This window comes from Microbacterium sp. UBA1612 (assembly GCF_002321605.1).
Taxonomy (GTDB): Bacteria; Actinomycetota; Actinomycetes; order Actinomycetales; family Microbacteriaceae; genus Microbacterium; species Microbacterium luteum.
Genome location: NZ_DCMW01000019.1, coordinates 165,104 through 179,351 on the forward strand (window position 1 = coordinate 165,104; position 14,248 = coordinate 179,351).

The 14,248-nt window shown below is 70.6% G+C and carries 13 protein-coding genes and 1 tRNA gene; 8 read left to right on the plus strand and 6 right to left on the minus strand.

Annotation, left to right across the window (positions count from 1 at the left end):
* Positions 1 to 27 precede the first annotated feature (27 nt).
* The gene (locus tag B3S45_RS08610; RefSeq protein WP_286719784.1) at positions 28 to 1,578 is read left to right on the plus strand and encodes an SDR family oxidoreductase; all 1,551 of its coding nucleotides are present in this window, start codon (positions 28 to 30) and stop codon (positions 1,576 to 1,578) included.
* Positions 1,579 to 1,582: 4 nt separating this feature from the next.
* On the opposite strand, the gene cydC is transcribed toward B3S45_RS08610, so the two are convergent.
* The 4 genes from cydC to B3S45_RS08630 form a co-directional block, all read right to left on the minus strand.
* On the minus strand, positions 1,583 to 3,256 hold the full coding sequence (cydC, locus tag B3S45_RS08615) for a thiol reductant ABC exporter subunit CydC (protein WP_414683082.1): 1,674 nt from the start codon (positions 3,254 to 3,256) through the stop codon (positions 1,583 to 1,585).
* Positions 3,253 to 4,914: a thiol reductant ABC exporter subunit CydD gene (gene cydD, locus B3S45_RS08620; protein WP_286719786.1), complete on the minus strand. Its 1,662-nt coding sequence runs from the start codon at positions 4,912 to 4,914 to the stop codon at positions 3,253 to 3,255. The genes cydC and cydD overlap by 4 nt, the downstream gene beginning before the upstream one ends.
* Before the next feature lie 73 nt (positions 4,915 to 4,987).
* The gene (gene cydB, locus B3S45_RS08625) at positions 4,988 to 6,019 is read right to left on the minus strand and encodes a cytochrome d ubiquinol oxidase subunit II (RefSeq protein WP_071044391.1); all 1,032 of its coding nucleotides are present in this window, start codon (positions 6,017 to 6,019) and stop codon (positions 4,988 to 4,990) included.
* Positions 6,020 to 6,037: 18 nt separating this feature from the next.
* Complete coding sequence (locus B3S45_RS08630; protein ID WP_071044392.1) at positions 6,038 to 7,465, minus strand: cytochrome ubiquinol oxidase subunit I; 1,428 nt, start codon at positions 7,463 to 7,465, stop codon at positions 6,038 to 6,040.
* 122 nt (positions 7,466 to 7,587) lie between these two features.
* On the opposite strand from B3S45_RS08630, the gene B3S45_RS08635 reads away from it, so the two are divergent.
* The 3 genes from B3S45_RS08635 to B3S45_RS08645 all read left to right on the plus strand — a co-directional run bounded on the left by B3S45_RS08635 (position 7,588) and on the right by B3S45_RS08645 (position 9,056).
* Complete coding sequence (locus B3S45_RS08635) at positions 7,588 to 8,091, plus strand: MarR family winged helix-turn-helix transcriptional regulator (RefSeq protein ID WP_071044393.1); 504 nt, start codon at positions 7,588 to 7,590, stop codon at positions 8,089 to 8,091.
* A 70-nt stretch (positions 8,092 to 8,161) separates the two neighbouring features.
* Positions 8,162 to 8,665 (plus strand): bifunctional nuclease family protein, encoded by a 504-nt coding sequence (locus tag B3S45_RS08640; protein ID WP_071044394.1) that lies wholly within the window; start codon positions 8,162 to 8,164, stop codon positions 8,663 to 8,665.
* A gap of 1 nt (position 8,666) precedes the next feature.
* Positions 8,667 to 9,056 carry a (deoxy)nucleoside triphosphate pyrophosphohydrolase gene (locus B3S45_RS08645; protein WP_286719792.1) on the plus strand — a complete coding sequence of 130 codons (390 nt, stop codon included), beginning with the start codon at positions 8,667 to 8,669 and terminating at the stop codon, positions 9,054 to 9,056.
* Between the two features lie 178 nt (positions 9,057 to 9,234).
* On the opposite strand, the gene B3S45_RS08650 is transcribed toward B3S45_RS08645, so the two are convergent.
* Positions 9,235 to 10,275: an LLM class flavin-dependent oxidoreductase gene (locus B3S45_RS08650; protein WP_071044396.1), complete on the minus strand. Its 1,041-nt coding sequence runs from the start codon at positions 10,273 to 10,275 to the stop codon at positions 9,235 to 9,237.
* Positions 10,276 to 10,365: 90 nt separating this feature from the next.
* On the opposite strand from B3S45_RS08650, the gene B3S45_RS08655 reads away from it, so the two are divergent.
* From B3S45_RS08655 to B3S45_RS08670, 4 genes are all read left to right on the plus strand, one after another.
* Positions 10,366 to 11,439: a lactate/malate family dehydrogenase gene (locus B3S45_RS08655; RefSeq protein ID WP_071044397.1), complete on the plus strand. Its 1,074-nt coding sequence runs from the start codon at positions 10,366 to 10,368 to the stop codon at positions 11,437 to 11,439.
* 3 nt (positions 11,440 to 11,442) lie between these two features.
* The gene (locus B3S45_RS08660; protein ID WP_071044398.1) at positions 11,443 to 11,883 is read left to right on the plus strand and encodes a hypothetical protein; all 441 of its coding nucleotides are present in this window, start codon (positions 11,443 to 11,445) and stop codon (positions 11,881 to 11,883) included.
* A gap of 92 nt (positions 11,884 to 11,975) precedes the next feature.
* Positions 11,976 to 12,623: an SDR family oxidoreductase gene (locus B3S45_RS08665; protein ID WP_071044399.1), complete on the plus strand. Its 648-nt coding sequence runs from the start codon at positions 11,976 to 11,978 to the stop codon at positions 12,621 to 12,623.
* Positions 12,624 to 12,894: 271 nt separating this feature from the next.
* A complete protein-coding gene (locus B3S45_RS08670) occupies positions 12,895 to 14,082 on the plus strand; it encodes an IS481 family transposase (RefSeq protein ID WP_286719799.1) in 1,188 nt (395 codons plus the stop codon).
* A 47-nt stretch (positions 14,083 to 14,129) separates the two neighbouring features.
* Here the strand turns inward: B3S45_RS08670 and B3S45_RS08675 are convergent.
* Positions 14,130 to 14,214: transfer RNA gene (locus tag B3S45_RS08675), tRNA-Ser, on the minus strand.
* Positions 14,215 to 14,248 lie beyond the last annotated feature (34 nt).

The following is a 14,248-nucleotide window of genomic DNA, read 5'->3' on the forward strand; positions in this document are numbered from 1 at the left end:
AGGATGCCGCCGCGTAGCCTCGCGATCATGGACGATCTCTCCTCGCCGACCGGCCGTGAACCCGCGCTGCAGGCTGAGCCTCGCGCCGATGGCAACCCCCCGCGCGCCCTGGTTCTCGGCGGCACCGGATACATCGGCGGTCGCCTCGTGCCGCGGCTGCTCGCGGCCGGATACCGGGTGCGCCTGCTCGCCCGAGACGCGCGTCGCGTCGCGGCCTTCCCGTGGGGCGAGCGGGTGGAGGTCGTGGAGGGAACGGCGACCGACGTCGATGCGCTCACCGAGGCGGCCGCCGACGCCGACGTGCTGTACTACCTGATCCACTCCATGTCGGCGGGGCGCGATTTCGAAGACGCCGATCGGCGCGCAGCCCACGCCGTCGTGCGCGCGTCGGAGGAGGCGGGCGTCTCGCGCATCGTCTATCTCGGCGGGCTGCATCCCGAGGGCGTGGATCTCTCGCCGCACCTGCGGTCTCGCGTGGAGGTGGGGGAGACGTTCCTCGACAGCACGGTGCCCGCGCTGGTGCTGCAGGCCGGAGTCGTGATCGGTGCGGGGTCGGCGTCGTTCGAGATGGTGCGCCACCTCACCGAGGTGCTGCCGTACATGCCGGCGCCCCGCTGGGTGCGCAACCGCATCCAGCCGATCGCGGTGCGTGACGTGCTCCACTACCTGCTCGGTGCCGCCCGCATCCCGGACGAGGTCAACCGGGCGGTCGACATCGGCGGGCCGGATGTGCTGCGCTACGGCCAGATGATGAACGGCTACGCGGTCGAGGCGGGGCTGCCGCAGCGCGCCATCGCTCCGCTGCCGGTCCTCACGCCGGGGCTCGCCTCCCACTGGGTGGGCCTGGTCACCCCCATTCCCGCGTCCATCGCGCGCCCCCTGGTGGCATCGCTGCAGAACGAGTGCGTCGTCAAGAACGACGACGTCGACAACCTCATCCCGCGTCCGGACGAGGGCCTCACCCCGTATCGCGACGCGGTGAGGCTGGCCCTCGGCCGCGTCGACTCCGACCAGGTCGAGACGAGCTGGCGCGACGCCGACCTCGTCGGGGTGCCGAGCGACCCGCTCCCGAGCGACCCCGACTGGGCAGGCCGCACGGTCTTCACCGATTCGCGCACGGCGATGACCGATGCTCCCGTCGATCAGCTGTGGAGCGTCATCGAGGGCGTGGGCGGAGAGAACGGCTGGTACTCGGCGGGACTCCTCTGGGCGATCCGCGGCTGGATGGATCGCCTCGTCGGCGGCGTCGGCCTGGCTCGCGGCCGCCGCAGCCGCGCGCGCCTCGGCGTCGGAGACGCCCTCGATTTCTGGCGCGTGGAGGCGATCGAACCCGGGCGGCTGCTGCGCCTGCGGGCGGAGATGAAGGTTCCCGGTGCGGCGTGGCTCGAGCTGCGTGCGCGCGCGGAGGGAGAGGGCGCCCGCTACGACCAGCGCGCCATCTTCTTCCCGCGCGGACTCACCGGCCGCCTCTACTGGCTCGCCGTGCTGCCCTTCCACGGGCTCATCTTCACCGGCATGGCCGCGCGCATCACGGCCGCGGCGGAGGACCGGGCTCAGGCCGCATCCGACACGACGTGAACCGTCATCGCACCAGTTCGCCGTGCGCGATCCGAACGGTGCGGTCCACGAGCGACTCCGGCACGCGCACGTGCGAGATCAGGACGACCGCCTGGTCGTCGCGCGTCGCCTGGAGCAGGTCGGCCAGCAGCGCGTCGGAGGCCGCCGGATCGACACCCGCCGTGGGTTCGTCGAGAACGAGCACGGGGAAGCCCCGCAGCAGCGCGCGCGCCAGCGCCAGGCGCTGCGCCTGCCCACCCGAGACGAGCGCGCCACGCTCGCCCACGCGGGCATCGAGACCGCCGCGCTCCCGCAGCCAGGGGCCGAGGCCGACACGCTCCAGCACCGCCTCGAGATCGGCATCCGTCGCGGTGTCGCGCGCGAAGACGAGGTTCTGACGGATGTCCTCGTCGAAGAGCATCGGATGCTGTTCGCACAGCCCGACCGTTCGGCGCACGTCGTCGGGGGCGAGCTCCGACACGTCGCGACCGCCGATCGTGTACCGGCCGTCGACATCGAGGAACCGAACCAGGGCGTGCGCCAGGGTGGACTTGCCGGCGCCGCTGGAGCCGACCACGAGCAGGCGTTCCCCGGGACGCACGTCGAGGTCGATCCCGTGCAGGGCGGGCGCGGACGCTCCGGGCCAGCTCACCGAGACGTCGCGCAGCGTCAGTCCGTCGCCCAGCGGGGGAGCGTCACCGGTCGCGTGCCGCTCGGGCGGGAGTTCGGAGGGTGCGGTCTCGGGCACGGTCGCCGCGATGCGCTCCGCGGAGCCGCGCACCTGCCGCCACGATGCGGCGGCGAGCGGCACCGCCGCGAACACCTCGAACACGGCCATCGGCACAAGCACGGCCACCGCGAAACCGGGGGCCTCGAGGGTGCCGGCCGTCACGAGCGGCGCGGTGGCGAACACCGCGGCGAGTGAGGCGAGCCCGGCCAGCAGCGAGACGATCGCGGCCGTTCCCGCCTGGGCGCCGGCTCGCCGCACGACGGCACGGCGCAGGGCGCGGTCGGCCTCGCGCACGCGCCGGCGGCTGCCTCGCTCCGCGCCGAACGCGGCGAGCACGTCGAGATTGGTGAGGTGATCGACCACGGCGTCGGCGAGGCGGCCACGCAGGGGCGCGATGTCGCGCTCGGAGCGAGACCCGGCGACCCATCCCCACCCCCACGCGGCGAAGCCCGCGGTGACCAGGCACGCGAGCAGCGTGACGGCGGCCGGCCACGCCACGACGGCCACGAGCACCACCGCGCCGAGCGCGACGATGGCCGACGACAGCAGCGGCTGGGCGACGCGCAGCGGCAGATTCTGCAGATCATCGACGTCGTCGACGAGGCTCGACAGCACCGAGCCGCGTCGTGTGCGGGTGAGGCCGTCCGGCGCGAGCGGCACCAGGCGGCGCAGCAGATCCGTGCGGGTGGTGGCCAGCTGCCGCAGCGCGGCGTCGTGCCCGGTGAGGCGTTCGAGGTAGCGGAAGCAGGCGCGCGCGATGGCGAAGAAGCGCACGCCCACCACGGCGGCGGTCAGGTACAGCACCGGGGGCTGCTCGCTCGCGCGCACGATGAGCCATGCGCTCACCGCCAGGAGCGCCACGGCCGAGGCCTCAGACGCGAAGCCGGAGGCGATCGCCGGCCAGAATCGACGCAGCGGTGGCATCGCCCCGCGCAGCACCTCGCGGGTGCGGGAGTCGGCGGCGTTCACGCGGGCACCTCCGCGGCGGCGAGGTCGATGACCTGGTCGGCGATCGCACGGGCGCTGTCGCGATGCGAGATCAGCAGCACCACAGCGCCGCCGTCGGCCTCGGCCCGCAGGGCGCGCCACAGCGACGCCTCGGTCTCGGCGTCGAGGGCGGCGCTCGGCTCATCGAAGGCGACCACCGGCAGAGCGAGGCGTGCGCGACGATACAGCGCTCGCGCGACGGCGACGCGCTGGGCCTGCCCGCCCGAGAGCCCCGCACCCTGAACGCCGAGCACCTTCTGCGGATCGACGTCGTCGGCGCATGCCGCGGTGAGGGATGCGCCGACGAGCGCCGCATCCGGTTCCTCGTCGCCGAGCGCGACGTTCTCGGCGACGGTGCCGGCCGACAGTCCCGGGCGCTGGCCCGCCCACGCGAGCCACGTCGACGCGGCGAGACGGCGGACGTCGCGTTCGCCCCACGTCGCCGAACCGGAGAAGTCCGCCGTGCCGAGGAGCGCGGCGAACACGCTCGACTTGCCGATCCCGCTGGGGCCGACCAGCACCGTCACGCTGCCCGGCGTGGCGGTGAACGACACCGGAGCCAGGGGGCGGCCGCCGCGGCTCACCCGCATCCCGCGGAGGGTCAGCGCCCCGCCGCGCGGTGCGGCTTCCCGGGCATCGGGCTGCGCGTCGAGGTCGCGGGCGGCATCCAGCACCTCGAACACGTCGGTCGTGGCCGCGACCCCCTCGGCGGCGGCGTGGAACTGCACGCCCACCTGCCGCAGCGGCAGGTACGCCTCGGGAGCCAGCAGCAGCACGAACAGGCCGACGCCGAGGGCGAGGGAGCCGTCGATCAGGCGGAAGCCGATCGAGACGGCGATGATCGCCACCGAGATGCTCGCCAGGAATTCCAGCGCGAACCCCGACAGGAACGACACGCGCAGCACCTTCATCGTCTCGACGCGATAGCCGTCGGTGACGCGCTCGACGGAGGCGACGGCGCGGTGCTGGCGGCCGAACACCTTGAGGGTTCCGAGCCCCTGCACGGTGTCGGCGAATCGCGAGGCGAGGCGGCGCAGGGTGCTCCACTGCCGCGCCTGCAACGTCTGCGTGGCCAGCCCGATCAGCACCATGAAGAAAGGGATCAGCGGCAGGGTCAGCACGACCGTGAGACCGGAGATCGCGTCCTGCCACCACATCACCGCGATCAGCAGCGGCGTGGCGACCGCGGTCATCACGAGCTGCGGAAGGTACCGCCCGAAATACGCCTCGAGCGCCGCGAGACCCCGCCCGGCGGTCAGCGCGAGCGCCGTGGTCGAACGTTCGGCGAGCCAGCCGGGTCCGAGGCGGTCCACGGCATCGAGCAGGCCGTCGCGCAGCTGCGACTCCACGCGCGCGGCAGCGCGGGAGGACACCGCCTCCCGCGCCCACAGCAACAGCGACCGCACGGCCACCGCGCCGGCCAGCCAGGCGCCCGTAGCGGCGAGCTCGGACCACGGCATCCCGTCGATCACGCCCGTCACCGCGCGGGTGAGCAGCCACGCGACGCCCACGATGACGATCGTGTGGGCGATCGCGAGCACCGCTATCGCGGCGAAGAAACCGCGTGAGGCGCGGGCATACCGCAGCAGGCGCGGGTCCACCGGAGGGGTGCGCCGCTCGGCTCGTCCTGTGTCGCTCACGTCGATTCGACCCTACTCGTTCGGATGCCGCGGGCCGCTTCCCGCCGGGAGAGCGGCCCGCGGGCGACGGGGATCAGTGCGCGGCCACCGACGCCCGCTCGATCACGTCGCGGGTCACGCGCTTGCGGAACACCCAGTAGGTCCAGGCCTGGTAGGCGAGCACGAGCGGCAGGAAGACCAGCGCGGCCCACGACATGATCGTCAGGGTGTAGTCGGTGCTCGACGCGTTCTCGATCGTGAGGCTGAACGAGGGGTCGGTGCTCGAGGGCATGACGTAGGGGAACAGGGCGAACCAGAGCGTCAGCACGGCCGCGACGATCGTCACCGCGCCGGCACCGAACGCCCAGCCTTCGCGGTCCCGCGCGTTGAAGATCACCGACATCACGAGAGCGACCGCAGCGATCCCGGCGCCGGCGATGACGACCGCGATCAGCGGCGCCTCCCGCCCGGCGGCGATGAAGATCGTCCAGACCAGGAACACCGCGGCGACCGCGACCGTCAGCAGACCCGAGCGCTTCGCGAGCGACCGGGCGTCGCGGTGCACCGGGCCGTCGGTCTTCAGAGCCACGAAGTACAGCCCGTGGGTGAAGAACAGCAGGAGGGTGGTCGCCCCTCCCAGAAGTCCGTAGGGATTCAGCAGCGTCAGCAGCGTGCCGGTGAACTCGAAGTCCGCGTCGATCGGCACGCCCTGCACGATGTTCGCGACGGCGACGCCCCACAGCAGGGCCGGGACGGCCGATCCGATCACGATCATCCCGTCGAAACGTCGCTTCCACTCCTCGCCCTCGCGCTGGTGCCGGTACTCGAACGAGACGCCGCGGGCGATGAGGGCGAGGAGGATGAGCAGCAGCGGCAGGTAGAACCCGCTGAAGAGCGTGGCGTACCACTCGGGGAACGCCGCGAACAGGCACGCGCCCGCGACGATGACCCACGTCTCGTTGAGGTCCCAGATGGGGCCGATCGTGTTGATGATCTGTCGTCGGGACACGTCGTTCCTGCCGAGGAACGGCAGCGACATGCCGACGCCGAAGTCGAAGCCGTCGAGGACGAAGTAGCCGACGAACAGGAAGCCGACGATCCAGAACCACAGGTAGGCGAGATCCATGATGTGCTCCGCTCTTGCTCAGTAGACGGTCGTGGGCGTGTCTTCGACGGACACGTCGTTCGGATCGGGGTCGTCGGGGCCGGGCAGGGGGTCGGGGCCCTTCTGCGCGGCCTTCTTGATGAGGCCGAATTCGACCACCGCGAGGGCCGCGTAGATCAGGGTGAAGGCGACGAGCGAGATCAGCACCGTCCACCCCGGCACGTTGGGGGAGACACCGTCCTCGGTGAGCATGAGGCTGAAGACGATCCAGGGCTGACGGCCCATCTCGGTGAACACCCAGCCGACGAGGCTGCCGAGCAGCGGCAGCGGTGCGGCCCAGATCGCCACGCGCCACGCCCACTGCGGCACGTCCCGCTTGGCGTTCTTGCGGGTGAGCCACAGGCCGGCGATCGCGATGAGGAACGCTGCGCCGCCGAGGCCCATCATCCAGCGGAAGGACCAGTACGTGACCCACACGATCGGCATGTAGTCCACGCCGGCGCCGTAGAGCGTCTCGTACTGCGCCTGCAGGTCGTTGAAGCCCTCGACGCAGCCGTTCAGATCGTGCGTCGACAGGAAGGCCAGGAGATAGGGCACGCGGAGCGACCACACCTCGTGCGAGGCATCGGGCGTTCCGATGGAGAAGATCGAGAACGACGCATCCGCACCGCACGCGCTCTCCCACATCGCCTCCGCGGCGGCCATCTTCATCGGCTGGGTCTCGACCATGACCAGACTCAGCTGATCGCCGCTGAGGGCGACGCCGATGAACGAGACGACCATGAACCACAGGCCGAATCGCAGCGATGAGCGCATCGTCTCGATGTGCTGGCCGCGGCGCAGGTGCCACGCCGAGACGGCGATGACGATGGCGGCGGCGAACATCCACGCGCTCGTGATCGTGTGAGGGAAGGCGGCGAGGACGACCGGGTTGGTGAGCACGGCGACGATGTCGACGAGTTCGGCGCGTCCGCCGTCGGCGGCCATCTGGTAGCCCACGGGGTTCTGCATGAAGGCGTTCGCCGCCAGGATGAAGTACGCCGACAGGGTCGAACCGAAAACGACGGCCCAGATGCTCGCCAGGTGCAGCTTCTTCGGCAGGCGGTTCCACCCGAAGATCCAGACGCCGATGAACGTGGCCTCGAAGAAGAAGGCCATGAGCCCTTCGAACGCGAGCGGCGCCCCGAAGACGTCGCCGACGAAGCGCGAGTATGCGGACCAGTTCATGCCGAACTGGAACTCCTGCACGATGCCCGTGACGACGCCCATCGCGAAGTTGATGAGGAAGATCTTCCCGAACAGCCGCGTCAGGTGCAGCCACTTCACATCGCCGGTGCGGTGCCACACCGTCTGGAAGATGGCGGTGACCAGCGCCATCCCGAGGGTGAGCGGCACGAAGAGGTAGTGGTAGAGCGTGGTGAGGCCGAACTGCCATCGGGCGAGGAGGAGGGGGTCGAGCAGTTCCACGGTGCACCTTCCGGGTAGGGGCGCTGGTTCAGGTGCCGTCAGAATATCCGGGTGTGGTCTGACCACTCAACATCGAGAGGGGGAGATGTCTCGTCGTCGAAGGAGTTCGGTAAGTTCGAGCCATGGCGAAAGCGGGGCCGGATGACGAGGTCGATCTGCTGATCGACGCGTGGTCGACGAGGCTTCCCGACGTCGACCTCACGCCGCTCGACGTGTTCTCGCGGCTGCGAAGGGTCGCGCTGCGTCTCGGGCGGCTCCGCTCGGCGGCTTTTCGGGGAGCGGGACTGGCGGCGTGGGAGTTCGACGTGCTCGCGGCGCTGCGCCGTGCCGAGCCGCCGCATCGCCTGTCGGTGGCGCAGCTGATCGAGGCGTCGATGATCTCGAGCGCCGCGATGTCGCACCGCCTCGACAACCTCGTCGCCCGTGACTTCGTTGCCCGCAAGGCCAATCCGCTCGACGGACGAGGAGTGCTCGTGCAGCTCACCGACGCCGGGGCCGACCACGTCGACGCGGCGATGACCGCGCTCGCGCAGCGCGAAGCCGAGGTGCTGGCAGGTGTCTCCGACGCCGATCGCGCCACCCTGACGAGGCTCTTGCGCACCCTGCTGGACGCGCCCGTCGACTGACGGCTCCCCACTCGAGACGTCTCGCCCGCCGGGTCGTACGATGGCACCACGCCCATCCAGGGAGGTCGCCATGGTGCAGGTCCGCGTCGCCGGCGTCGCGCTCGACGCCTCGCGACAGCACGTCATCCTTCTCAAGCCCGTGGACGAGATCCCGGGCGCCGGCAAGGTGCTTCCCATCTGGATCGGGGAGCAGGAGGCGACGTCGATCCTCGTCGCCGTCGAGGGTGCGCCCACCCCTCGGCCGCTGGCCCACGACCTCATGAAGACCCTCCTGGAGAGCATGGGTGGTGCGGTCGACCGGGTCGAGGTGACCCGCATCGAGGAAGGGACCTTCTACGCCGAGGTCACCGTGACCACCGCGCTGGGGGCACGGGTCGTGGATGCACGCCCCTCCGACGCGGTGGCGCTCGCCTCGCGCACGGGATCACCGATCTGGGTCGCCGATGCCGTCATGGACGAGGCGGGCGTGACCGACATGCTCGCCGATGCCGAGGAGACCGAGGCGGCCGAGCAGAAGGTCGACGAGTTCAAGCGGTTCCTGGACGATGTCGATCCCGACGACTTCCGCAGCTGAGGTGACCGTCCTCGAGGTCGTCGCGGCGGTGATCGAGCGCGATGGTCTCGTGCTGGCGTGCCGTCGGCGGACCGTCCGCTCCGCGGGAGGGCTGTGGGAGTTCCCCGGCGGCAAGGTCGAGCCCGGCGAGACGGCCGATCAGGCGTTGCGACGTGAGATCGCCGAGGAGCTCGGGGTAGAGATCAGCGTGGTCGGCGAGCTGACGGCCGACGTGACCGTCGTGGGCGGGCGCAGCATCCGACTCGTCTGCCTGCGAGCGACACTGCTCGACGCTGCACCCGAGAGCAGCATCGACCACGACGAGCTGCGCTGGATGCTACCGGCCGACCTGCCGTCGCTGGAGTGGGCCGCTCCCGACCTCCCCGCCGTCCGCCTCTTGGCCCGCCCCTGACCTCGCCCCGGGCTCCGGGCCGCCCGGGGGGCTCCGTGGATGTCGGAGAGTCGCGCCGATGTCGGAGGATCGGCCGCGAATCATCCGACATCGGGCCGATTCTCCGACCACGGTGAGGGGTTCGGGCGTGGCGCATGGGCAGGGCGCTGGGGCAAGGCGAGGCGCTCAGCGCGGAGGCTCAGACGCGCGTGGCAGCGGGAGCACCCCTCCAGCCGAGCGCCGGCGCGACGTGGGCGGCGAAGTTCTGCACGAGGCGCAGGTTGAAGTCGACGCCGAGCTGGCTCGGGATCGTGAGCATCAGCGTGTCGGCCGACTGCACCGCGGCATCGTCGCGCAACTGCTCGACCAGGGCATCGGGTTCACCGGCGTAGGTCTTGCCGAACGTGGAGCGCATGCCGTCGATCACGCCGATCTGGTCGCCGCCCTGCGCGCCGCCGAAGTACATGGCGTCTTCGGCGGTGAGGATCGGGAAGACGGACCTGCTCACCGACACGCGCGGGGTTCCGGGATGGCCGGCTTCGCGCCATGCCGCGCGGAAGGCGTCGATCTGCTGAGCCTGGAGGAGATCGAACGGCGTGCCATCGGCCTCGGTGAGAAGCGTCGATGACATGAGGTTCACGCCGGTTCGGCCCGCCCACTCTGCCGATTCGCGGTTGCCCGCACCCCACCAGACGCGCGAGCGCAGTCCCTCCGACAGCGGTTCGATGTGGGCACGTCCGGCCACACCGCCGAACGGCGATGTCGGGTCGCCGTCGGCGAGACCCTCACCGTCGATGGCGCGCAGGAAGGTCGCGAAGTGCTCGCGGGCGATGTCGGCGCCGCGAGGGTCGCGTGATCCGGTGTAGCCGAAGGCCTCGTAGCCCCGCACCACGGTCTCGGGTGAGCCACGGCTCACGCCCAGCGCAAGGCGGCCGTCGCTGATGAGATCCACCGCTGCGGCCTCTTCGGCGAGGTAGAGCGGGTTCTCGTAGCGCATGTCGATGACGCCGGTGCCGATCTCGATGCGGCGCGTGCGCGCGGCGATCGCCGCCAGGAGCGGCATCGGCGAGGACTGCTGGCGGGCGAAGTGGTGCACGCGGAAGAAGATGCCATCCGCGCCGATCTCATCCATGCCCTGCGCGAGATCGATGGCCTGGTGCATCGAGTCGCGCGCCGTGAGCTGACGGCCTCCGCCGAGGGGGCCGTAGTGACCGAAGGAGAGCGTTCCGAAGCGTTCCATATGGTCGGTAACCCCGGCCGCCCTGGATTCATTCCGATGGATGCAGTTCGCGCGACCGCGGCGGAAACACCGACCGGCTAGCATCCGAGCGTGGATGTGGCGGTGCTGGGTGCGACGGGCGACGTCGGACGAGCGGTGTGCGCGGGACTCATCGAGCGGCGGGTGATCCGCCCGACGTCGCGACTCCAGCTGGTGGGCAGGTCCGGCGGGGCGTCCGGACGTGCCGCGCACGGCCTGCGCGCCGACCTCATCGACGCCTATGACGAGCACGCCCCCTTCATCGACGTCGCCACGGAGCCCGACGACGTGGTCGCCGACGTCGTCGTGGTCGCCGCCGGGCGCACCGTGCCGACGGTGCCGGACCAGGTCATCGATCGCGACGCGCTCGCGCAGGCCAACCTGGAGATCTTCGAGACGTATGCGCGGGCGCTCGCCGCGCACGGAAGCGGTCACGAAGTCGTCATCGTCGTCTCCAATCCCGTGGAGCTGGGGGTCGACGTCTTCGCGCGGGCCCTCGGGCGGCATCGGGTCATCGGCATGGGCGCGTGGCTGGACACGCTGCGGTTCCGCCGCGAGATCGCCGCGGCACTCGGCATACGGCGTCAGCGTGTCGGCGGGTTCGTGGCCGGCCAGCACGGGGACGGAGCCGTGCCGCTGTGGTCGACGGTGCGGCTGCGCGGACTGGATGCCGACGAGCGACGCGGCGTCGTCGCCCGGCTCCGCGGCGACCGCGATCTCGACACGTTCGTCGACGAGGTCGCCCACGCCAAACAGGATCTCGCCCGCATCGGCCGCCGCGCCGCCGCCGAGGCGTTCACCCTCGTCGAGGAGTGGCCGCCGGATGTGAAGGCCGTCGTGCGTCCGTACCTCACGCACACGAGCGGCGCGAAGACCGCGAACGGCACGGCGGGTGCCGCGATCGAGATGGTCGACACCCTCCTCGACGGACGGGAGATCGTCGTCGCCGGTCAGGTCGCCGTCGCCGGCGAAGTCTCCTTCGGCGGTGAGCCCGTGCACGGGGTGCTGGGGCTGCCGGTGGTCGTCGGTCCCGACGGATGGTCGCGCATCCTCCTCGACGACCTCGCGGTCGATGAGGAGCGACGGCTGGCGGCGGTGTCCCGGCAGATCTCTTCCGCCCTGGCGGCGTGGACGAGTGCGGGGTGAGCGATGGCGGTCGATGAGCGCTGGGTGGTGTTCGTGCGTGCCGCGGATCGCAGCGGAACGCTCACCGCGCTGTCGGAGTGCTTCTCCACGCGGGGGGTGAGCTTCGAGGCGTTCAGCACCCTCGATGTGCATGGCGGAGAGGGGCACATGGCGATCACGTTCCGGGCCAGCCGGCGCCTCGCGGAGGTGCTGGTGCGCACGCTCGGCCGCTTCACGGCCGTGCGCGGCGTGCGCCTGGAAAGGGCGGGCGACCCTCGTGTGCGCGCGACGGCTGCCGTCGAAGGCGTCGAGGTCACGTCGGCCGACGGCGTGGTCACCCTGTCCGTGTGGAGCGGGGTGACCCTCCTGGCGGGCTCGCTGGATGCCGTCGAGCGCGCCGTCGACACAGCGCGCGGCGCGGGGGCGACCGCCGTGTCGCTCACCGTACTGCCTCCGCTCGGATGATGCCGCCGTAGCACACGCGGCCGGCGATGTCTCCCGGCGGAGTCGGTTCATCTCGCGTGGGTAGGCTCGCCGCACTGACGGAAGGAACACCCATGACCACGCGCATCCTGCTCATCGGCGGCCACGGCAAGGTCGCCCTCCTGGCCGAACCCCTCCTCGTGGAAGCCGGCCATCACGTGACCGCCGTCATCCGCAACCCCGAACACGAAGCCGACGTGCAGGCGACCGGTGCCACACCGCTCGTCGCCGACGTGCAGTCGTTCGACGAGGAGCAGATGCGCAACCTCGTCAGCGGCAACGACGTGGTCGTCTGGTCGGCCGGCGCGGGCGGGGGAGACCCCGAGCGCACGTACGCGGTGGACCGCGACGCCGCGATCCGGTCGATGGATGCGGCGGTCGCCGCCGGCGCGCGTCGCTACGTGATGGTGTCGTACTTCGGTGCCGGTCCTGACCACGGGGTGCCCGAGGACAACCCCTTCTTCGCCTACGCCGAGGCCAAGGCCGCCGCCGACGAGCACCTCCGTGCCGCCGACCTCGACGCGACGATCCTCGCACCGAGCTCGCTGACCGAAGATGACGGCACCGGCATGATCGACACCGAAGCCGCGGAGGCCGGATCGGTGGCGCGCGCCGATGTCGCCGGCGTGATCGCCGCGGTGATAGCGGATGACTCCACGATCGGCCGCACGATCCGCTTCAACAACGGCGACACCCCGATCGCCGAGGCCGTCCGCGCCTGAAGCCCGGCCGTGTCGGCCTCCCTGCGGAGGACATCCCGCTCCGAGAGGATGATTCCTCTCGGAGCGTCCTCGTCAAGAGGGATCTCCTCTCGAAGCGCGGCAGGGAGGCGAGCCGGGCCCCGAAACGAAGAAGCGCCGCACCCTCGGGGTGCAGCGCTTCGTTCGGCGGAGGATAGGGTGTCGGAGTTCACGACATAGGTCACACCTGATAGGTCTCTGCTGAGTCGGGACATAGGTCACACGTGAGTCGCGTCATAGGCGACACTCGTGCATGTCGTCGAAGCATCGGGTCGTGGTGTTGAAGATCGTTGCCGGGCAGCTGTCGGTCACTGACGCGGCGCAGCAGTACGGGATCTCCCGACGGCATCTGCACCGGCTGCTGGCTCGCTACCGGCAACAAGGCCTCGACGGGTTGGACGCCCGTTCCCGTGCGCCACGGTCGTCACCCCACGCGGTCACCGACCCGGTCCGTGACCGGATCGTGCAACTGCGCCACGCGTTGACCGCGGCAGGCGCCGACGCGGGCCCGGTCACCATCGCCTGGCACCTCTCCCAAGAAGGGCTCCGGACGCCGTCGACGTCCACGATCCGTCGCGTCCTGCATACCGCCGGCCTGATCACCCCCGGACCACGCAAACGACCCCGAAGTTCATACGTCCGGTTTGAAGCCGCCCAGCCCAACGAGACCTGGCAGTCCGACTTCACCCACTGGCGCCTCGCAGGCGGCACCGACGTCGAAATCCTGAACTGGCTCGACGACCACTCCCGCCTATTGCTGTCCTGCACCGCCCACCAGCCCGTCACCGGCCGCCACGTCGTGGACACCTTCCTCACCACCATCGACACCTACGGGCCACCCGCCTCCACCCTCACCGACAACGGACGCGTCTACACCGCACGCCACGGCGGCGGCCGCAACGAGTTCGAATACGTCCTCGCCGCCCTGAACATCGTCCAGAAGAACGGCACCCCCAACCACCCGCAGACGCAAGGGAAAATCGAACGCTTCCACCAAACCCTCAAACGCTGGCTGGACGCCCGACCCCGAGCTGCGACCATCCCCGAACTAAAAGCACAACTCGAACAATTTCAGAACTACTACAACACCCACCGACCACACCGCGCCCGCGACGGCATCACACCCGCAGCCGCCTACGCAGCATCCCCGAAAGCCGCCCCCGCAGGGCACACCACCGACATCCACTACCGCGTCCGACACGACCACGTCGACACCAACGGGAAGATCAGCTTCCGCCGCGCCGCCCGCATGCACTACCTCGGCGTCGGCACCGACCACCGCGGCACAACCGTGCTCATCCTCGCCGACGACACCACCGTCACCATCGTCGCCATCCGCACCGGCGAAATCATCGCCACCAACACCATCGACCCGAACAAGACCTACTGGCGAAACACGATGAAAGCCCCCGGCCGATGGCGGGAGGCTTCCAAAACGTGACACATGTCGCGACTCAAGTGAGACCTATGTCGCGACTCATCACACGGCGGAGGATAGGGGATTCGAACCCCTGAGGGCTTGCACCCAACACGCTTTCCAAGCGTGCGCCATAGGCCACTAGGCGAATCCTCCCGGGCCCCGAAGGGCCGCGGACCATCCTAACGCA

What these genes read in the sequence shown, in the direction of transcription:
- B3S45_RS08635 (WP_071044393.1), top strand. Translation starts at nt 7,588, where the DNA reads ATGGCGAAAGCGGGGCCGGATGACGAGGTCGATCTGCTGATCGACGCG.
- B3S45_RS08610 (WP_286719784.1), top strand. Translation starts at nt 28, where the DNA reads ATGGACGATCTCTCCTCGCCGACCGGCCGTGAACCCGCGCTGCAGGCT.
- B3S45_RS08670 (WP_286719799.1), top strand. Translation starts at nt 12,895, where the DNA reads ATGTCGTCGAAGCATCGGGTCGTGGTGTTGAAGATCGTTGCCGGGCAG.
- B3S45_RS08640 (WP_071044394.1), top strand. Translation starts at nt 8,162, where the DNA reads ATGGTGCAGGTCCGCGTCGCCGGCGTCGCGCTCGACGCCTCGCGACAG.
- cydB (WP_071044391.1), bottom strand. Translation starts at nt 6,019, where the DNA reads ATGGATCTCGCCTACCTGTGGTTCTGGATCGTCGGCTTCCTGTTCGTC.
- B3S45_RS08650 (WP_071044396.1), bottom strand. Translation starts at nt 10,275, where the DNA reads ATGGAACGCTTCGGAACGCTCTCCTTCGGTCACTACGGCCCCCTCGGC.
- B3S45_RS08665 (WP_071044399.1), top strand. Translation starts at nt 11,976, where the DNA reads ATGACCACGCGCATCCTGCTCATCGGCGGCCACGGCAAGGTCGCCCTC.
- B3S45_RS08660 (WP_071044398.1), top strand. Translation starts at nt 11,443, where the DNA reads ATGGCGGTCGATGAGCGCTGGGTGGTGTTCGTGCGTGCCGCGGATCGC.